The 19,442-nt window shown below is 61.0% G+C and carries 14 protein-coding genes and 1 pseudogene; 8 read left to right on the top strand and 7 right to left on the bottom strand.

The features are described from left to right. Positions 1-12: 12 nt before the first annotated feature. The 6 genes from Q8L25_RS04975 to dprA form a co-directional block, all read right to left on the bottom strand. Positions 13-393 (bottom strand): hypothetical protein, encoded by a 381-nt coding sequence (locus tag Q8L25_RS04975; RefSeq protein ID WP_308923824.1) that lies wholly within the window; start codon positions 391-393, stop codon positions 13-15. 168 nt (positions 394-561) lie between these two features. After that, a complete protein-coding gene (locus tag Q8L25_RS04970; protein ID WP_308923823.1) occupies positions 562-2,034 on the bottom strand; it encodes a catalase in 1,473 nt (490 codons plus the stop codon). Positions 2,035-2,174: 140 nt separating this feature from the next. Then, a protein-coding gene (locus Q8L25_RS04965) for an ISNCY family transposase (protein ID WP_308925651.1) occupies positions 2,175-3,694 on the bottom strand; the annotation gives its coding sequence in 2 pieces (ribosomal slippage) (positions 2,175-2,788 and positions 2,788-3,694; 1,521 coding nt in all). Between the two features lie 231 nt (positions 3,695-3,925). Beyond that, the gene (locus tag Q8L25_RS04960) at positions 3,926-6,583 is read right to left on the bottom strand and encodes a DNA topoisomerase III (RefSeq protein ID WP_308923822.1); all 2,658 of its coding nucleotides are present in this window, start codon (positions 6,581-6,583) and stop codon (positions 3,926-3,928) included. A 259-nt stretch (positions 6,584-6,842) separates the two neighbouring features. Next, positions 6,843-7,307, bottom strand: a complete 465-nt coding sequence (locus Q8L25_RS04955; protein WP_308923821.1) for a DUF494 domain-containing protein — start codon at positions 7,305-7,307, stop codon at positions 6,843-6,845. A 94-nt stretch (positions 7,308-7,401) separates the two neighbouring features. After that, positions 7,402-8,517: a DNA-processing protein DprA gene (gene dprA / locus Q8L25_RS04950; protein WP_308923820.1), complete on the bottom strand. Its 1,116-nt coding sequence runs from the start codon at positions 8,515-8,517 to the stop codon at positions 7,402-7,404. Positions 8,518-8,772: 255 nt separating this feature from the next. Here dprA and def point away from each other — a divergent pair, with 255 nt between their 5' ends. Together def and fmt are read left to right on the top strand one after the other, a co-directional pair. Next, positions 8,773-9,315 carry a peptide deformylase gene (gene def, locus Q8L25_RS04945; protein ID WP_308923819.1) on the top strand — a complete coding sequence of 181 codons (543 nt, stop codon included), beginning with the start codon at positions 8,773-8,775 and terminating at the stop codon, positions 9,313-9,315. Between the two features lie 75 nt (positions 9,316-9,390). Then, complete coding sequence (fmt, locus tag Q8L25_RS04940; RefSeq protein ID WP_308923818.1) at positions 9,391-10,347, top strand: methionyl-tRNA formyltransferase; 957 nt, start codon at positions 9,391-9,393, stop codon at positions 10,345-10,347. Between the two features lie 139 nt (positions 10,348-10,486). Here fmt and Q8L25_RS04935 read toward each other — a convergent pair. After that, a pseudogene (locus Q8L25_RS04935) lies at positions 10,487-10,655 on the bottom strand (IS1595 family transposase); the annotation flags it as partial. Positions 10,656-10,936: 281 nt separating this feature from the next. Between Q8L25_RS04935 and Q8L25_RS04930 the strand changes: the two are divergent. The 6 genes from Q8L25_RS04930 to Q8L25_RS04905 are packed head-to-tail and all read left to right on the top strand — an operon-like array spanning position 10,937 to position 19,403. Continuing rightward, positions 10,937-11,956, top strand: coding sequence for a dynamin family protein (locus Q8L25_RS04930; RefSeq protein ID WP_308923817.1), 1,020 nt, complete (start codon positions 10,937-10,939; stop codon positions 11,954-11,956). Between the two features lie 3 nt (positions 11,957-11,959). Beyond that, the gene (locus Q8L25_RS04925) at positions 11,960-14,212 is read left to right on the top strand and encodes a dynamin family protein (RefSeq protein ID WP_308923816.1); all 2,253 of its coding nucleotides are present in this window, start codon (positions 11,960-11,962) and stop codon (positions 14,210-14,212) included. Between the two features lie 7 nt (positions 14,213-14,219). Continuing rightward, a complete protein-coding gene (locus Q8L25_RS04920) occupies positions 14,220-15,119 on the top strand; it encodes a hypothetical protein (RefSeq protein WP_308923815.1) in 900 nt (299 codons plus the stop codon). 2 nt (positions 15,120-15,121) lie between these two features. Continuing rightward, on the top strand, positions 15,122-18,391 hold the full coding sequence (locus Q8L25_RS04915; protein WP_308923814.1) for an ATP-binding protein: 3,270 nt from the start codon (positions 15,122-15,124) through the stop codon (positions 18,389-18,391). Continuing rightward, positions 18,388-18,990 (top strand): HNH/ENDO VII family nuclease, encoded by a 603-nt coding sequence (locus Q8L25_RS04910; RefSeq protein ID WP_308923813.1) that lies wholly within the window; start codon positions 18,388-18,390, stop codon positions 18,988-18,990. Before Q8L25_RS04915 ends, Q8L25_RS04910 begins: the two co-directional genes overlap by 4 nt. After that, the gene (locus Q8L25_RS04905) at positions 18,987-19,403 is read left to right on the top strand and encodes an SMI1/KNR4 family protein (protein ID WP_308923812.1); all 417 of its coding nucleotides are present in this window, start codon (positions 18,987-18,989) and stop codon (positions 19,401-19,403) included. The genes Q8L25_RS04910 and Q8L25_RS04905 overlap by 4 nt, the downstream gene beginning before the upstream one ends. The last annotated feature ends 39 nt before the right edge of the window (positions 19,404-19,442 follow it).

Here is a 19,442-nt window from a genome sequence, read left to right as displayed (position 1 = left end):
CAGGCCAGGGTATCAGGCGCGGGTGGCCACGCTCAGGCTGATGCCCATTTCGCTGAAGACGGCCAGGTCGCCCAGCGGCAAGTCCAGCGGCACCGCCGTCGAGGCACCTGGCGATTCGCCACCGCGCAATTCAAATTGCAGCTCGGCCACGATGCGCGGCATGCTGAAGGTGACGCCGCGCGAGCGGCATTCGGACAAATAGCTGCGTATGCGCGAGGGCAAGACCTGCGCCTGGCTGGCCTGCGCCACCAGCAGTTCGAAACCGGAATCGAGATACACGCGGCCCGCGCCTTTCGGCTCGCCCTTGCGCCACTGGCGCTCGGGCTCGGTCGGCAGGACTTCCAGGATGGACTTGAGCGTGAGGTCGTCCCCATGCACGGTCAACTTTGCCATATTCATCGTCAAACTTTCTAGCCTGCACGCTACCAAAGCGGCGGCGCGATCATCAGACGGCCTAGTCTACGCATGGTCGGCAATTATGTCCACACGGCAATATTTAATGACAGCTTGACCTTGCGCAATATCAAGCCCGCCCGGCACGATGCCGGACGGGCCAGCGGCTTACGCCTGCTTGCCGATCGCCTGCAGGGCGGCCCGCACACCGGCACCGTAGGCCGGATCAGCCTGGTCGAAATGGGCCAGCTGGCGTTGCAAGGTTTCCTCACGCACCAGACTCAAGGGACCGGCCAGGTTATCGAACAGGTTCTGCTTGCCCTCTGGCGTCAGCAGGCGGAACAGATTGCCGGCCTGCGTGTAGTCGTCTTCCGTGCCACGGCCATCGTAGCGCGCCGCGCCGCCATCGAGCGCCAGGGCCGGCTCGCCATGGCCCAGGCCCTGCGGCGCGCTGCCGGCCGCGGCCACATTGGCGTAATTGCGCGCCGAACCACCGTTGTTGACCGCCATCGCGCCGTCGCGCTGCTGGTTATGAAAAGGGCAGCGCGCCGCGTTCACCGGCAAATGCTGGTGATTGGTGCCGACCCGGTACAGCTGGGCGTCGTGGTAGGCAAACAAGCGGCCTTGCAGCATCTTGTCGGGCGAATAGCCCATGCCCGGCACGGCATTGGCCGGCGAAAACGCCGCCTGCTCCACTTCCGCGTGGTAATTGTCCGGATTGCGGTTCAGTTCAAAGATGCCGACCGGCAGCAATGGGAAATCCGCATGCGGCCACACTTTCGTCAGGTCGAACGGATTCCAGCCCGTGCGCTGTTCCCACTCGACGAGTTGCGCCTCGGTCGCCACCTGCAGCTTGACCTCCCACTGCGGGAAGTCGCCCCGTTCGATGGCGCCGAACAGGTCGCGCTGGGCGTAGTCCGGATCGGCACCGGCCAGGCGGCCCGCTTCGGCAGCCGGCAAGTTTTTGATGCCCTGGCGCGTCTTGAAATGCCATTTCACGTAGACGCGCTGGCCGTCGGCATTGATCAGGCTGTACGTGTGGCTGCCGAAGCCATCCATGTGGCGGTAGCCGTCGGGCGTGCCGCGGTCCGAAAACAGCATGGTGACCTGGTGCAGGCTTTCCGGCGCATGGCTCCAGAAGTCGAACATCATCTCGGCCGATTTCAGATTGCTGTGCGGGTCGCGCTTTTGCGTATGGATAAAGTCGGGGAACTTGATCGGGTCCTTGATGAAGAACATCGGCGTATTGTTGCCGACCAGGTCCCAGTTGCCCTCTTCGGTATAGAAGCGCAGGGCGAAGCCGCGCGGATCGCGTTCGGTGTCGGCGCTGCCGCGTTCGCCACCCACGGTGGAAAAGCGCGCGAAGGTGGCCGTCTGCTTGCCCACTTCACTGAACAGCCTGGCCTTGGTATAGGCGGAAATATCGTGCGTGACGGTAAACGTGCCGTAGGCGCCGGAACCTTTTGCATGCACCACGCGCTCGGGAATGCGCTCGCGGTTGAAATGCTGGAGTTTTTCCAGCAGATGAAAATCCTGCAACAGCAAGGGCCCGCGCGCACCGGCGCTGGCGGAATTCTGGTTATCGGCCAGCGGAATGCCGGAAGCGGTGGACAGGGGAGTATTTGGCGGCGGCGTGCTCATGGTGCTTTCCTTCGTTGGTGACTGATGGATACAGTGTAACGAGCGCAGCAATAAAGGAAAAGATAATTGATTTTATCGATTCAATAGGTATTTACAATGATGCCGCAAGCTGCCGGCCGACGTTCGACAGACAAAAAAAACTAGGTCAGCACATTTAGCTCATCGCACAGTTTCTCCAGTCCCGCCAGATAGTGGGCGGGATCCTTGCGGAAACGATGGCGCTGGCAGCGCGCCTGGCGACGCCGCTCCAGGTCGGCGCGCGTCGCGCGCCATCGGTCTTGCGGTACGGCGGCGAGCATGTCGCGCGTCACCGTGCCGGTCCGGGTAAACAGCGCTGCCGGCATGCGCACACTGCCACTGAGCACCAGTGAAGGCGAGGCCACCTTGCGGCCACTGGCACGCCGTTCGTGGTAGCGCAGGCTGCCGAAGGCCTGCTCCAGCGCATTGTTCGTGCGGGGCAGTCCGGCAATGCGGTAACAATGGAACACATCGCCGCCGTAACTGGCGCTCACCTTGACGAAGTGCGACAGGGCCTTGCGCAAGGTGTCGGGCAGGTCGGGGCACTCCGTGGCGCTGTCCATTTGCGCGAGCCAGTCCCGATAACGCACCATGAGCGCATCCGCCGATAGCCCCTCGTCATTGCGCAGGATCGCACTCGCGCCCTGCACCCAGGCCGCGCCTTGCGCCACCTGCGGCCACCATCGTGCGGTACTGCTCAGGGCGCGCCCGAGCATGCCGGCCAGGCGCTTCACTTCCGTGGGCGCCCCCTTTTTTGCGCGGCGCGCCGCGCGCTGGCATGGATGCCGGAGAGCTGTTCGTGCAAGCGCAAGCCGCCAAAGACCAGCGGTGCGCGCGCGTCATCGGTCAGCGCGCTGCGCACCGCCGCGCAGTATCCCAGGGCGACTTCGCCGGTCGGCCCGGGCCGTTGTTCGGCAACGCGTTCCAGCGGGCGCACACCACGCACCAGTTTCTTGAGCTCTTTCTTGGCATGCCGGTCCGCCTCCCACAAGGGACGCGCCGCTTCCTTCAAGTAGTGAAATTGGCACAGTTGATGCGGCACCCCGGGCAGGGCGGCAGCGACCGCCTGGCGGATACTGTGCTGGCCGTCGGACACGACCGCCACCACGGGCACCGGCAGGGCGGCCGTCACGTCGGCCAGCAGGCATTGCAGCTCGGCACGCGCCGATGACAGCAGGCTGCGCGCGCACAGCACTTGCCCGGACAGCGTGTCGCGTACCACCCACAAGACCTCATGGCCCACATCGGGCTGCAGGCCGTCAATGGCAAGGATCGCGCGTCCCTGGGCAGCCAGTTGCGCGGCGCGTTCGGGCAAGGTATCGAGTGCCAGGCTGAGCAGAATATCGTACTGCGTCAGCAGGTTCGAGACGCTGCGTTCGGCCAGGTCGACACCTTCCTGGCGCAACTGCTGGAAGATCTCGGGACAAGAGCGATGTTCGCGATAACGCAACTGCCCCACGCGCAGCACCACATCGAAGCTGAATTCCTGCTTGGGTAACGCCCAGCGGCCTTCTTCCTCGGGATGGCAGACTTGATGGAAGCGCGGGCATTGGGCATTCTCGCAGCGGCGGATTTGCAAGCGCAACTGGATCAGCCCATGCATCGTCACCAGCTTGCGGGTCTTGGTATATGTCGTCGGCATGCGCTGTGCGCATGCGGCGCAGTCGGCGCATTGAAGTGCCAGCGTGTACTGACACTCGGCTTCGCCACGGATAGGACGTCCTGACATGATCGCTCTCCTTGAGGAAGATTCCCATGCGACCTTGGACAGCAACGCGCTTCAATAGTGCCCGCGGGAGAGGTAAGCAGAATGTGCCGCCCTAGAAAAAAAGCCAGGGATGTCCCTGGCTTTTTGCTTGCTGCAAACTGCTGCTTACTCGGCCGCCGCGGCCTTCTTGGCGGGCGCTTTTTTCACCGCCGGCTTTTTCACCGCCGTGGCTTTTTTGGCCGGCGCCTTCTTGACGGCCGCTTTTTTCACCGGCGCCGCAGCTTCTTCGCCCTCGACTTCGGTCGCCGCCTTGCCCTTGGCTGGCGCCTTGGCGCCCGGCTTGGCCTTGCGTTCTTCGAACTCGAAGCTTACCTTGCCATCCTTGCCGCGCACCAGGAAAGCCTTGAACGGACGGCGCGTGCGCTGCGAAACAAAGCCGGGCAGCAGGTCGGTCTTGCCATCGTTAAGCAGTTTTGCCATTTGTTCCGGCAAGATTTCCTGCTGCAGGATGATGCGGCCGCTGCGGAAGTCGCACGTCTTGGGTTTGGCCACGCTGTGTTCGCACACATAGGCCAGGCCCATTTCATACACGCCGCCATTGCACTTGGGACAAGGTCCCAGCGCCGTCTGGCCCGTGAAGTCGACGCCTTCGCCGTCTTCGCTCTCGTCGTTCTGGCCGAAATCGAATTCCAGTTTGAAATTCTTGATCTCTTCATCGCGCACGATGCGCAAAATCGCGGCAAACGGACGGCCCATTTTAGAGCGGAAACCTTGCAACGGGCCGATGGTACGGTCCTTCAGCAATTGTTCCACTTCCGCGATCTCGAACTGGCGCGAACCCGGCGTCTTGCTCATCGAGAACTCGCACTTGGTGCAGGCAAAGCGGCGGTAGTTTTCCTTGACCACGCTCTGGCAGTTCGGGCATGGCGTTTCCAGGGTGGCGTACTCGCCCGGAATCGTGTCGTTGTCGTATTCCTTGGCGCGCTTGACGATGATTTGCGTCATCTGCGCGATTTCACGCATGAATTCATCGCGCGAAATCTTGCCTTTTTCCATCTGCGACAGCTTGTATTCCCACTCGCCCGTCAGCTCCGGCGCCGTCAGTTCATTGACGCCCAGGCCCTTGAGCAAGGTCATCAATTGGGATGCCTTGGCGGTCGGCATCAGCTCACGGCCTTCGCGCAGCAGATAGCGTTCCGTCAGCAAGCCCTCGATGGTGGCCGCGCGCGTGGCCGGCGTGCCGAGCCCCTTGCCGGCCATCGCATCGCGCAGCTCGTCGTCGTCGATCAGCTTGCCCGCGCCTTCCATGGCCGACAGCAAGGTCGCCTCGGTATAGCGCGCTGGCGGTTTCGTCACCAGGCCATTGGCGCTGACGCTTTCGGTCTGCACTTTTTCGCCCTTGGCGACCGGCACCAGGTTGCCGTTGCCATTGCTTTCCTTGTCGGCGTCGGTCGACGCTTCCTTGCCGTAGATCGCCAGCCAGCCCGGATTGGTCATGACCTTGCCTTCGGTCTTGAACTGATGGCCGGACACTTCCGTGTAACGGGTGGTGACCTGGAACTCGGCAGGCGGGAAGAACACGGCCATGAAGCGGCGCGTGACCAGGTCGTACAGTTTCTGTTCCGGCTCGGACAGGTTCTTCGGCGCGATGGTGGTTGGGATGATCGCGAAGTGATCCGAGATCTTCGTGTTGTCGAAGATGCGCTTGTTCGGCTTGACCCAGCCCTTGTCGATGATCTGCTTGGCGAACTGGTGGTAGTTGCTGTTGTCCTTGACCGTTTCCAGCGCCTGCAGCACGGTCGGCATATAGTCTTCCGGCAGGTGGCGCGAATCGGTACGCGGGTACGTCAGCACCTTGTGCTTTTCATACAGCGCCTGGGCCAGGCCCAGCGTGTTCTTGGCGGAAAAACCGAAACGCGAGTTCGCTTCACGCTGCAGGCTGGTCAGGTCGAACAGGCCCGGCGCCATCGAGGTGGTCGGTTTCGATTCTTCCGTGACGATGCCCTGGCGGCCACGGCAGGCAGTGGCGATCGAATCGGCCGCCGCCTTGCTCCACAGACGCTCGGCGCGTTTTTCCGGATCGTTCTCGTCCTTCTTGAACTTGGTGTCGAGCCAGCGGCCTTCGTAGATGCCGGCCGCGCAAACGAATTCGGCGCGCACTTCCCAGAAGTCGCGCGGCACGAATTTCTTGATCTTGTCTTCGCGTTCGACCACGATCGACAGGGTCGGCGTCTGCACGCGGCCCACGGTGGTCAGGTAAAAGCCGCCCTCTTTCGAGTTGAACGCCGTCATGGCGCGGGTGCCGTTGATGCCGATCAGCCAGTCCGCTTCAGAACGGCAACGCGCCGCATCGGCCAGCGGCAGCATTTCTTCGTCGCTGCGCAGGTGCGAAAAACCGTCGCGGATGGCGCCCGGCGTCATCGACTGCAGCCACAGCCGCTTGACCGGCTGCTTGGCTTTGGCGTTTTGCGCGATCAGGCGAAAAATCAGCTCGCCTTCGCGCCCGGCATCGCAGGCGTTGATCAGGGTGGTCACGTCTTTGCGCTTGATCAGCTTGTTCAATACTTTGAGGCGCGCTTCCGTCTTGGCGATCGGGTTCAGCGCGAAATACGGCGGTATCATCGGCAGGTGCGCGAAACTCCATTTGCCGCGCTTGACGTCGAATTCTTCCGGCACGGCGATTTCCAGCAAGTGGCCAACCGCCGACGACAGGACGTATTCATCCGATTCAAAGTACTCATCGTGCTTGGTAAAGCCGCCAAGCGTCTTCGCGATATCGTTCGCGACAGAAGGCTTCTCGGCGATGATGAGGGTTTTTGTCATAGTTATTAGTCTCGAAAAATGCTCTAGGATAGTGTCAGCATGCGCATCATACAGTGCATTGCCGGGCGCCGACGCTTTTGTCTGCGCGGGGCCGTGTGACTTGTGGTCTTGTCAAGCGGCCAATGATAAGCGCCTTGGCAAGAAAACCGCAAGTTATCTAAAGACAACAATGCGCAGGAGCAAATGCAGGCACGGGGCAGACAGTCAGGTGGGCAAAAGGCGGCGGGCGGCAGGCAAGGGCCAGGCCGCCTTGCTGTATTCAGTGTAGCAGGCGGGGCGATAATTCTTCGTCGGAACCGAACAGGTCGTCGAACATCAGCGCGTCCGGCTCCTTGCCCTGGCTCCACAGCAGCATCAGCACGATGACTTTCAGCTTGCCCAAAGTGACGGGCGCTTCATCGAGGGCCAGCGCCCGTTCGATGACGATTTCGCGCTGCAGCGGCGACAATACCTTGGCGCTTTCGAGGAACTGGATAAAGCCGATGGCGGCCGTGCCCAGCACGTCGCTTTCTTGCTGAACGTAAAAACGCGTACCGGTGGAACTGGCGGTCAGGACTTGCTCGGCGCCCGCCATCGCGTTCAGGTCGGTCAGCCAGACCAGCGCTTCGGAGATCTCCACGTCATCAAAGCCGACAGCCGACAGCTTGCGCGCCAGCGCCGCCGGCTCGGGGCAGGCATCGGGGCGATAATAAGTCTCGTAGAGATAAACCAGGATATCGAACATGACTCTACTCTATCAGCTAAGCTCGCTGCGACACAAGTGCGCCAGCGGACAAAGCGGCGCCGTGCGGCAAGGCCGCCACACAAGTGACAAGCTGTCATTTGCAGCGTTGAAACAGTCCTCCCGGCAAGCGCTCCACCAGCCCCGCCATTTCCAGCGCCAGCAGTTCGCCCATCACCTCGGCCATCGCCAGGCTGCTGCGCGCGGCGAGGGTGTCGGCGTCGCAGGGGTCGTGGCCCAGCGCGGCCAGCAAGGGATGGGCCGGCGCAGTCAGGAGCGGGTGGGCCGGCGCCACCGTGCCGGCGGCAGCGGGCCACTGCAGTTCCTGCAGCACGTCGTCGACCGAATCGACCAGCTTGGCGCCCTGCTTGATCAGGGCGTGGCAACCCTTGGCCAGGGTGGCATGGATCGAGCCCGGCAAGGCATAGACATCTCGCCCGTACTCGCCGGCCAGGCGCGCCGTGATCAATGAACCGGACTGCGCCGCCGCCTCGATCACCAGCACGCCGCGCGCCAGGCCGCTGATCAGGCGATTGCGGCGTGGAAAATTGCTGGGAATGGCGGGCAAGCCCAGCGCATATTCGCTGACGATGCAGCCTTGCGCGGCAATCCTTTGCGCCAGATCAAGGTTGCGCCGGGGATAGACCAGATCGGCGCCCGTGCCGATCACCGCCACCGTGGCGCCCTCGCCGCGCAAGCCGCCCTCGTGCGCATGGGTGTCGATGCCCAGCGCCAGGCCGGACACGATCGTCAGCCCGGCGTGGCTCAAGGCCTCGGCAAACGCGGCCGCGTTCTGCATGCCCTGGGTGCTGGCGTTGCGGCTGCCGATCACCGCCACGCAGGGGCGCGACAGCAGTTCGGGGCGGCCGCGTACATATAAGAGCAGCGGCGGATCGGGAATTTCCAGCAGCAGCGAAGGATAAGCATAGTCGGCCAGGGTCAGCACGGCATTGCCGGGCTGGCTCAGCCATTGCAGGGTGAGTTCCAGTTGGCTGTTGGCAACCGGCCTCGGCGCCTGCAGGATGGCGCGCGCCACGCCCGCCGGCACCACCTCGCGCAGCGCGTCGAAGGACGCGGAAAATATGCCCTGCGGCAAACCGAAGCGCGCCAGCAAGGCGCGCGCCGCCACCGGCCCCACGCCTGGCAGCCATTGCAGGCGCAGCCAGAACGCCAGTTCGCCGCCCTGGTCTTCGCTCACCGTATTTGCATCCATGACACCCTCGCCCCTTCGATCCGCGACGTCCGTCTTCCATGGTAGCGGCGCACCGGGGCGGGCGATATCGACGGGCGCAACAAAGGTGCACACTTCGGTGCACGGTTCCTGGCGGCAAACGGCCTGCCTTGCACAGCGAGACGGGCGTCTGTGATAAAATTTCTCCTTCAATCAGCGCAAAACCACCGGCGATCCAGCGCCGCGCACAGCCTTCATGTGCCCAGCTAATTCAACCAGCCAAACTACCGAATTCGTATGTCCATCTTAAATATCCTGCGTTACCCCGATCCGCGCCTGCACACCGTCGCCAAGCCGATCACCGACTTTGGCGACCAGTTGCAGACCCTGATCGACGACATGGCCGAAACCATGTACGACGCGCCCGGCGTGGGCCTGGCGGCGTCGCAAGTCGACCAGCACATCCAGATGATGGTGATCGACATCACCGAAGAAAAGAACCAGCTGCAAGTGTTCATCAACCCGGAAATCACCTGGGCCAGCGAAGAAAAGCAGGTCTACGATGAAGGTTGCCTGTCGGTGCCGGGCGTGTACGACGGCGTCGAGCGCCCGGCCCGCATCAAGGTGCGTGCACTGGACCGTCAGGGCAAGCCGTTCGAGCTGGAAGCCGATGGCTTGCTGGGCGTGTGCATCCAGCATGAAATGGATCACTTGCTGGGCAAGGTCTTCGTGGAATACCTGTCGCCGCTGAAGCGCAACCGCATCAAGACCAAGATGGTCAAGGAAATCCGCGGCCTGGAACGCGAAGCAAGCCTGCGCGCGCAAAATCGCCGTTTCTGACCGTCTGCTGGTAAACTGGCGGGCATTGTCATACCCGCCAGGCACAAGCCTGCGCACTTCACGACTAGGAACCCGATGAAAGTGATCTTCGCAGGCACGCCTGAATTTGCCGCCACCGCCCTGAAAGACTTGCACGAAGCAGGTTTCACAATTCCCCTGGTGCTGACCCAGCCCGACCGGCCTGCCGGCCGTGGCATGCAATTGCACGCCTCGGCAGTCAAGCAATACGCGCAGCAGCATGATATCGAGGTGCTGCAACCGCTCTCTTTACGCATGGACAGCAAGGACCCGCAGCGCGCGGCCGAAGCCCGCGCCGCCCACGAACGACTGCTGGCGACCCACTACGATGTGATGGTGGTGGCCGCCTATGGCCTGATTTTGCCGCGCAGCACGCTCGGCATTAAACCCTGCATCAATATCCACGGTTCCCTGCTGCCGCGCTGGCGCGGCGCGGCGCCGATCCACCGCGCCATCGAAGCGGGCGACGATGAAACCGGCGTGACCATCATGCAGATGGAAGAAGGCCTGGACACCGGCCCGATGCTGGCCATCGAACGAGTGGCGATCGAGGCGGGCGACTCGACCGCCACCCTGCACGACAAGCTGGCCGCCCTGGGCGGACGCATGATCGTCGCCACCTTGCGCAAGATGCAGGAAGCGCCACTGGTGGCCGTGCCGCAGCCGGAAGCGGGCGTCACCTACGCGTCAAAAATCGCCAAGGACGAAGCGGCCCTCGATTTTTCCCAGGGCGCGCTGGAACTGGGCCTGAAAATCCGCGCCTTCAATCCCTTCCCCGGCGCCTGCGGCCAGGTCGATGGCGTGGCCATCAAGATCTGGGCCGCCGACGTGCTCGAGGCCGACAGCGCCCAGCCGGCCGGCCAGGTGCTGGCGGCCGACGCCCAGCATGGCATCGTGGTGGCCTGCGGCACGGGCGCCTTGCGCCTGACGCAATTGCAAAAGCCGGGCGGCAAGCGCTTGCCGGCGGTGGAATTCATCAAGGGCTTTGCGCTCGACGGCAAGCGCTTCAGCTGACACCCCGCGCACCGCGCGGCGCGTGCCACGCTGAAAATCACGGTAGCCGGATAGACGCAGGCCCCGGCACGCCCGCCGGGCATGCGCCGCATCATGCCGGCAACGTCCTTGCATACGCGTTTCCACATATAAGTATTGGCTATCTCACCGTCCTGTGAGGGAATACGCGCATTAGGGCCTTGAGCAAACGTTCAGGGGGGAAAGATTCTCCGCGCCTCCACTATCCGGCGCCACCCCAAGTAGTTGGACAGATAGCGCGTCGCCACGCCATGAAACGCACTCAGCCATTCCCGCAGACGGCGGTGATGCCGGCATCATTCCCACTTTTTTCGATGCCATAGCCTTTTTTATTTCCGCATCATCGCTTGCGACATGACTTGTCGCGCATGCCTCTCATGATGAGCTGCGCTGTCACCAGATTGCTGGCGCTACGGAATGCGTGCCCGTACCCGATACGCTTTAACAAGATATTCAATTTACTTCTGCAAAATTTCTTTTTGGAAATATATAATTAGCATCTCAAACAAGTAACATTTTCTGTTTTATATGCTGACGGCCTGGCGATATGCAACTTAAAGAGGCAATACGATTGACTAAAAAGACAATCAAGCGTTCGACACGCAAAAAAAAGAGCGTCCGGGCGAAGACGACGCCTGCCGCACAACAACAGGAGACTTTCGATGTCCTGGTGATGGCGACCATGAGTGCCGGCAAATCGTCCTTTATCAATGCCCTGGTCGGACATGAGCTACTGCCGTCTGGAAATGAGGCGACGACGGCCTGCGTGACCAGCATCGAACACTGCAGCCGGGCAAAATATTTTCGTGGCACGAGCTACTCCCATGACGGAATTCGTATCGGCATGCAGAAGAACGCGTCGCTTGAGCAGGTCAGGAGCTGGAACGCGGACGAACAGGTAAAGCATATCCGTCTGTCCGGCAAGATCGGTACAGGCTATTCCCGCCGCGCTGCCAGGCTGGTACTGCACGATACGCCGGGGCCGAACAACAGCCAGGATCGGCGCCACGCCGAGGTGACGCTCGATGCGCTGCACACCATTCCTTTCAAGCTGCTGTGCTACGTGCTCGACGCCGGCCAGATGGGTACGCTGGATGACCAACAGTTGCTGGCGCAGTTGCGTGAACAGTTGGACCGGCATTCGGGCCATCGGCTGGTATTTATCCTGAACAAGATCGACCTGCTGGATCGCGAGCGTGGCGAGCTGGTCAGCAGCCATGTGGAAAAAGCCAGGCATTATCTGGAGCAATGCGGCTTTCAGCAGCCGATCATTGTGCCTACCATGTCCAGCCTTGCGCTGTATGCCAGAAAAGCCCTGAATGCCCAGACCTTGACGCGGACCGAACACAGCAGGCTAAAACACGCTCTCGACGACCTGGCCGTGGAGCAGGAGTGCCTGTTGCATGCCGCCGCCCTGCCCGATGCGCTCAAGTCGGGCGTGCGCAGACGCCAGGCCAAAGCGGGCAAGGCCGGCAACCGATCTGCCCGCCAGCCTCCCGCCGGGGATCTTGTGGCACTGCAGCAAGTGGTGCTGCGCAGCGGGATCAGAACCGTCGAGTTTCTCTTAAATCAACCTAACATCGCCGCGTGAGCCATGCATCATATTGAAATCATCCACAATCCCTTTATCGTCGACACCCGCTTCGTCATCAACGGCGAGCCGCCAGCCGACGGTTGCAAGCTGAGCAGCTACAAGGAATCGCGCCTGCAGCTCTGGATCGAAAAGCTGTTCGATGAATTGAGCATGCTGTTCAATGGCGACAGCAATTTCCATGTCGTATTCCATGGCGTGGAATCGGACTATGCGGACGTCGTCGAGGCAGCCAGCGTGGCAAGCGCGCGTGGCATGCAGATCGACGTCACATGGCAGGCGACGGAGGCGACCGAAAACCGTCTTGAGTCGATGCGCAGCCTGATGACCGAAGCGCGCGCCCATCCAAAATTCGATGCCTACATCGAAGAGGATGAGGAAATGAAAAAATGTTTCGAAGAAGCATTCAACGCGGATTTCGACGTGTATGTCGTGGCCACCATGTCTTCTGGCAAGTCGACGCTGATCAATGCCATGCTCGGCCACGATTTGCTGCCGGCAGCCAACGAAGCGACGACCGCAACGATCACTTCCATCGCTGACGACAAAGGACTGGCCGCATTTCGCGGCAGTCGCTATGACAAGCAGGGCCGGGAAGACGTTTTCCATGAGAACGTGACGCTTGACACCATCACTGACTGGAACAGGCGCGACGATACCATGAGAATTGCCATCCAGGGCGATATCCAGGCCGTCAAGCAACGTGACAACGTGCGGCTGGTACTGACCGACACGCCAGGCCCGAACAACAGCCAGGATCAGGATCACGAGCGCGTGACGATGAGCTTTGTGCAGGACTCGCGCCGCAATCCGCTGATCTTGTATGTGCTGAACGCCACCCAGCTGGGCACGAACGATGACAAGAATCTGCTCCGACTGGTGGCGGACGCCATGCGCAGAGGCGGCAAGCAAAGCAGGGACCGCTTCATCTTCGTCATCAACAAGATGGATGTCTTCGATCCGGAGAAGGGCGAAGACCTGCCGTCGGTGCTGACACGCGTGCGCAAATACCTGGGCGACAATGGCATACAGAATCCGCTCGTGTACCCGGTTTCGGCCAACCTGACCCGCCTGATCCGCAAGCCTGGCGACCGTCACTCCCGCAAGGAACGCGGCGACTACAACACCATGGCGGACCTGTTCAGCGAAGTGCCGAGCATGAACCTGCTGCAGTACATGCCGATCACGTCGCGCGTGACGCGCGCGCTGGAGGCGAGACAGCACTCGCCGCTGATGCTCAGCAGCGGCCTGCCAGCGGTCGAAGCCATGATCGACGAATATATCGACAAATACAACCTGCCGCATCGCGTGAAGCGCGTCTACGACGCGCTGTCCAAGGCGATTGACGTCGGCCTGAATGAAAGCCAGCTGATGTCGCAGCTGGAGCACGACGAAAAGGAACTGGCGTTCATCGAAGACGAGTTGCAGGACTTGCAGGCACGCCGCGCCAAAGGCTTCAATGCCGCGGCCTACAAGGACCAGATTGCGCGGGAAGGCTCGGTACTGCCACCAGGCACCGAATTGGCCCTGGCCAGGTTGCAGGCCGACAACGACAAGTTCATCAAGGAGGTCACCGAACAGTTGGTCGGTGTGACAACGCCGGAACTGGCCGAACAAAAAATGAACGAAACGGAAGAAAATCTGCGCTTCCATTTCAATACGCTGGTCAACCAGTACGAGTCGGAATTTGAAGACAGCCAGCAGGCGATCAAGCTGGACCTGGCCGCCCAGTACCAGCGTTATGTGACGGACCTGTTTGATGAATGCCGGAAGCTGGATCTGCCGGTGCTGGAAGGAATACGCAAGTCGGTTGCGGGCATTTCCCTCAATCTTGGCGTGGAAGACAATGAAATCAAGACGCGCAGGGTCGTGGTCGGCACGCGCGAGGTCAGCACCAGCAAATGGTACAAGCCGTGGACCTGGGGCGATACGGGGACAAGCAATATTTACGGCAATGAAGAATATATTGACCTGGCAGACCTGTGGAAAGAGCGCCAGACGCGTGTACGCGGGGAATTCTCGAAACTGGTCAAGAGCGCGCGCATGCGCATCGAAGTGGGCAAGGACAAGCTGATCGACCAGTTCCTGACTTTCATGACCCTGGAGTTCGATACAAAATTCGACGCCCTGCTCAATTCAATCGACCACAAACTGACCGACAAGAAAGCACGTGAAGCAGCATTGGCAGAAGCCCGGCAATTGCAGGAGTGGATCACTGCATTCAAGGCCAAACTCGATCAAGCCCTCGCCGTGTGAACTGACCATGACCATCGATACCAACAAACTCGCCACTGCCCGCAAGAGCTTCCTGGAAGCCATCAACAATCCGCAAACCGCTACCGCGCTGCTGCGCAACATGGCCGGCGAGCTCAGGACCGCGCAACCGGACCTGTTCATGCCGTATATCGCCGATGAAAATCGTGACGCGATCAGGCCGGAGCCCCTGCATTGGAACGATCAATATTTCAGCCAGCAAAAGAAGGTGGCAGAGAGAAATTTTTCCTTTGAGCGGCTGGAGCATCTGCTGCAGGTACGCGAACACTTTCGACAAGAGGGCCGCAAGGGGTTCGTGGCAAATGCGCAGCCAGCGCCGGCCGCTGCCCGCAGCGACAGCCATACTGGCTACACCCCTTCCGTCAACCTCAGGAAATTCGTGGAAGAAGGCGATTTGACCACCTTGCGCACCGCGCTGATCGTGGAACTCGAGGACAAGCGCCTCGACGCCGACACCTTGCGCGCCGCGCTGGCCTGGACCAGGACGCGTGTCACCGATTTGTGCGAACCGTACAGCGAAAAGGCTTTTGCCCGGGCCATCGTGCAGAACCGCGAACAATGGAGCGCAGACTATTACGGCCTGCAAGCGGTCTATCTCGACACCAATTTTTCCGAGGAACGCTTTCTGCATCTGATCGACGTACGTGAATATCTGCGCCGACAAAGTCCCATCAGCATGGCGCCGGATAGCAGGCCGGTCAAGAGCAGCAGTCCTGCGCCTGCCAGGGGACCGCGCCTGCACGATGAGCAGCCACGCCCGAGCCCGCAGCCACCCCGTCCGCAGCCAGTCCGTCACCGGCATGGTCTGTCGCCCGTGATGCTTACCGCACTGCTGATCGGTGGCGCGCTCGCTGCCGTGGTCATCCTGATACTCGCATTGAGAAAGTGAACATGACGTCGAACAATCTGACACTCCGCGCCGCCGAACAGATTCGTGAAAACGCCGCCCTGAATCTGCAGGCCGGGCGCACCCTCATCAATCGCAGCTACCTTGCAGAGTTGCAAGACTATCCGGTACAAGCTTTCGCCAGTGACGCCCTGCCCTTCCGGCGCGCCAGCGACCTGCGGCTGTTTCGCATTGAGCGCATTGTCCAGGGCAACAAGCAATCGGTTCTTGAAAGCACGACCGCCGCCTACACCACGCTGGGCGCGGCCGGCTACTCGATCTTCCTGTTCTTGCGCTCGAACGGCAGCGAAACCGATCTGTATATCGGCACCCGCGGCGAACCTGGCAAGGCGCTGGGCCAGAACTCCGGCGAACTGCTGCTCGAAACCTTCAAGGGACACTTTTCCGGCAGCTCCCTGCTGCCGCTGGCCGCGCGCGAAACCGACCATCTGCTCGACGGCTTGCTGGCGGAAAAAGCCAATCCGGCGGCCAGCATCACCGCCGTCACCGGCGTACCGGCCCTGTCGACGGATAACAGCGACCATTTCATGCAGGGCCTGGAGCGCTTCATCGATGCGGCAGAGCGGCGCGTGTACCAGGCGCTGATCCTGGCCGAACCGGTCTCGTCGCAGAACCTGGAACAGATCCGCATCGGCTATGAACAGGTGGCAACACAGCTGTCTCCGCTGCACAAGCTGTCGCTGTCATTCGGCGAGCAGGAAAGCGACAGCGTCGGCCTGAGCATCAGCCAGAGCATCAGCGCCTCGCTGGGGGAAAGCCTGGCCATGACGGAAACGCGCAGCCAGGCCCATACCGCCGGCACTTCGTCCACCACGACCAGGGGCAGCTCCGAGTCGTTCAGTGCAAAGACCGGAACGGCCAAGGCGGCGGCCATTATCGGCCCCTTGCTGGGCGGCGTGGGCGGCTCGGCATTCGGACCTATAGGGAGCATGGTCGGCGCCCAGCTTGGCTCCGCCATCGCCACCGCATTCGACAAGCAGCGTACCACCGGCACCAGCGAATCGCTGTCGACCGGCCACAGCGAGAGCGACACCATGTCCGAAGGCACGTCGACAGGCAAAACCACCTCCAGCACCACGACCAGCGGCAGCACCGACAGCCGCTCCTCGAACCGTACCACTGGCGCCAACCGCCAGGTGACGATCGAGACCACGGACAAGAGCATCGAACAATTGCTCGCCAAGATAGACCACCACCTGGCGCGCATCAACGAAGCAAAGACCTATGGCGGCTGGAACGCCGCCGCTTACTTCCTCGGCGACAGCACGGCATCGTCCGAAGCGCTGGCCAGCATTTTTTTGGGACTCATCCGTGGCCACAATTCCAGCCATGAAGATTTTGCGCTGACGACCTGGAATTCGGCAAAAAAGTCGGCGGTACTCGACTGGCTGGGAACGCTCAGCCATCCCCCGCTCCAGCATGCCCTGGCAAAGCAGTTACCGATTGCCTGCCTGACACCGGCAACGCTGGTATCGGGCAAGGAACTGGCCATCCAGCTCAGTTTGCCCCGCCGATCGACGTCGACGGTGGCCGTGGTGGAAACCCGTGCATTCGGCCGCAAGGTGCAGCGCCTGGACGGCGGAAATGGTCTGGAAACGGGCCGCCGCAGCATCGTCCTGGGCCAGATCCGTCACCTGTGGGAAAACATGCCTCAGACCATCGATCTCGGTCTCGATCAGTTGTGCAGCCACGTCTTTGTCAGTGGATCAACTGGCGCAGGCAAGAGCAACACAGTGTATGGCATGCTGAGCCAGATCAGCGCGGCCGGCATTCCATTCCTGGTCATCGAACCGGCCAAGGGCGAATACAAGCATGTGTTTGGCCAAGTTCCCGGCGTGCAGGTGTTCGGCACCCATCCGGCCTACGGTGCGCTGTTGCGTATCAATCCCTTCCAGTTTCCCGCAGCCACCCATGTACTTGAACACGTCGACCGGCTGATCGAAATCTTCAATGTATGCTGGCCGATGTATGCCGCCATGCCGGCGGTGCTCAAGGAAGCGATCCTGCAAGCCTACGAGCAATGCGGTTGGGATCTCGACAGGTCGAGCAACCGCTTTGACGCCGCATTGTTCCCGTCGTTTGCCGACCTGCTCGTCACCCTGGAACAAGTCATCGCCGGTTCTGCCTACTCGGCTGAACTCAAGGGCAACTATATTGGTGCGCTCTCCACCCGCATCCGGTCGCTGACCAATGGCCTGAACGGCCAGATCTTCAGCGCCAACGAGATCGCCAGCGATGTCCTGTTCGACAGTCCGGTGATCGTGGATCTGAGCCGTATTGGCTCTGCGGAAACCAAGTCACTGATCATGGGCGTGCTGGTGATGCGCCTGAGCGAATACCGGATGGCCCAGGGCGGCATGAACCGGCCCTTGCGCCATGTGACGGTGCTGGAAGAGGCCCACCATCTGCTGAAACGCACCGGGAACGACGGCGGTGCCGAAGGCGCCAGCCTGGCCGGAAAATCGGTGGAAATGCTAGCCAATGCGATCGCCGAAATGCGCACGTTCGGCGAAAGCTTCTTCATTGTCGACCAATCGCCGCAGGCGGTCGACATCGCGGCCATCCGCAATACCAATACAAAGATCATCATGCGCCTGCCGGAAGAATCGGACCGTCGCCTGATTGGTAAGTCGGTGGCCCTGCATGACGATCAGCTCGATGAAATTGCCCGCCTGCCGAAAGGCGTGGCCATCGTTTACCAGAATGACTGGCTTGAGCCGGTATTGTGCAAGGTGCGCAAATTCGATGGCGTCGAGCGGCCGTATGTCTACCAGCCTGAAAGCCAGCATCAGGCTGATAGAAAAACACTCCTCCGGCATGTTCTGCAATTGCTGCTTGCCGAACGGGTCGCAGGGACCGTCGAACCGGACCTGGCGATAGTGGAAGCCGCCCTGCATACGCTGCCCTTGCTGGCATCAAGCAAAATCGCCTTGCTCGGGGCGGTCCGGGCTCGCCAGCAGCACGAGTTACCACTGCTGTGCCGACAGGCCGGCTTCGAGCAGCTGTCGCGGCTGGTCACCGACATCCTTGGCTGTCGCACGCAGGTCCGGCAAATGATACAGCAGGCCGCCAGCTATCCTGAACTGTCCCGGTTGCTCGACACGCTGCTCAATGACCAGGTCGATGGCCTGAACGACCCACTGCGGCTGGCAGCACAACATTGCCTGATGAAAGAGCATAGCCTGCAGCACGAAAGCCATGTGCATATTTACTCGGCCTGGCGTGCCAGTCTGGAGAATAAGGAGACGGTATGAAAATTGAAATGTTTTCCATGTATCAGCCTGAGGCGTCCTGCCAGTTGGCACTGCAAGCGCAGGACATGCCAGGCAGGACCATGAACCTTGCGGAACTGGACAAGCCGCTCAGACTGACCCAGGAAAGCCGCGAACAGCTGCCGCCGCTCAGTAGTGAAACGCGCGAGCGTCTGAAACAGGGCGACTACCCGGACACCGTACTCGATGCCATCGGCAGCGAAGCGGAAGGCGGGATCTATGAAAAAGCTGAACTCGAGGCCACCGTCGTCAATGACAAGGACGCTCTGATCCGTACCGATATCGACCTGGACAAAACTGACGTGTGGGGGGAAACGAATTTGGAACGAATGAAGGAGGGCCTGGCGCCGCTCGATAGCCAGGGAAAACCGATTGAACTGCATCATATCGGGCAAAAGCCCGATTCTCCGCTAGCCGAACTGACCGGCGCCGAACACCGCAGCAATGGCAATGACAATATCCTGCACGACAAGCTCAAGGAAACTGAAATCAACCGGGCAGACTTCTGCAAGGAGCGCATCGAGCATTGGAAAGCGCGGGCACAACAAATTGAAAACCAGCGTGGAGAGGGTACGGCATGATGAATGAACTGAAAGAACTGGTCGAGCGCCACCGGGCAAAAAACCGCCCGGCAACCATGGATGGCGTGCGGGCCCTCGAAGCCGCACTGGGATGGAAGCTGTCGCCCGAATACATATTATTTTTAACAACCTTCGGCGTGATTGTATTCGGCGGCATCGAAATCTACGGGCTTGGCGTGCCGGACGACTATTACCTGAATGTCAGAAACAGCCATGCCGACCTGAGTCGCGATCCGACCTACCCGCGCAATGCCGTTCCCCTGCTCGACGCAGGCGATGGGCATTACTACCTGTACGACAACCTCGCACAGACTGTTGTCATGTGGGCCACCCCCAACGGCGGTATCGTGCAGGTACTGAAAAATGATCTGCAGGCATTTCTGATCGGGCAGATTTTCAGCGTGCAGCAATAAGGGAAACGGCCACGCGCCTGCGGCAATATCCGTCAACGC

Source organism: Janthinobacterium sp. J1-1 (assembly GCF_030944405.1).
Taxonomy (GTDB): domain Bacteria; phylum Pseudomonadota; class Gammaproteobacteria; order Burkholderiales; family Burkholderiaceae_D; genus Janthinobacterium.
Note: the sequence above shows the minus strand (reverse complement) of the source record. Positions and strands in the feature narration are given on the sequence as shown.

Bases quoted from the DNA above. Each gene is read 5' to 3' on its own strand.
- Q8L25_RS04915 (WP_308923814.1), top strand. From the start codon at position 15,122: ATGACGTCGAACAATCTGACACTCCGCGCCGCCGAACAGATTCGTGAA.
- def (WP_308923819.1), top strand. From the start codon at position 8,773: ATGTCCATCTTAAATATCCTGCGTTACCCCGATCCGCGCCTGCACACC.
- Q8L25_RS04975 (WP_308923824.1), bottom strand. From the start codon at position 393: ATGGCAAAGTTGACCGTGCATGGGGACGACCTCACGCTCAAGTCCATC.
- Q8L25_RS04920 (WP_308923815.1), top strand. From the start codon at position 14,220: ATGACCATCGATACCAACAAACTCGCCACTGCCCGCAAGAGCTTCCTG.
- Q8L25_RS04960 (WP_308923822.1), bottom strand. From the start codon at position 6,583: ATGACAAAAACCCTCATCATCGCCGAGAAGCCTTCTGTCGCGAACGAT.
- dprA (WP_308923820.1), bottom strand. From the start codon at position 8,517: ATGGATGCAAATACGGTGAGCGAAGACCAGGGCGGCGAACTGGCGTTC.
- Q8L25_RS04970 (WP_308923823.1), bottom strand. From the start codon at position 2,034: ATGAGCACGCCGCCGCCAAATACTCCCCTGTCCACCGCTTCCGGCATT.
- Q8L25_RS04925 (WP_308923816.1), top strand. From the start codon at position 11,960: ATGCATCATATTGAAATCATCCACAATCCCTTTATCGTCGACACCCGC.
- Q8L25_RS04905 (WP_308923812.1), top strand. From the start codon at position 18,987: ATGATGAATGAACTGAAAGAACTGGTCGAGCGCCACCGGGCAAAAAAC.
- Q8L25_RS04910 (WP_308923813.1), top strand. From the start codon at position 18,388: ATGAAAATTGAAATGTTTTCCATGTATCAGCCTGAGGCGTCCTGCCAG.
- Q8L25_RS04955 (WP_308923821.1), bottom strand. From the start codon at position 7,307: ATGTTCGATATCCTGGTTTATCTCTACGAGACTTATTATCGCCCCGAT.
- fmt (WP_308923818.1), top strand. From the start codon at position 9,391: ATGAAAGTGATCTTCGCAGGCACGCCTGAATTTGCCGCCACCGCCCTG.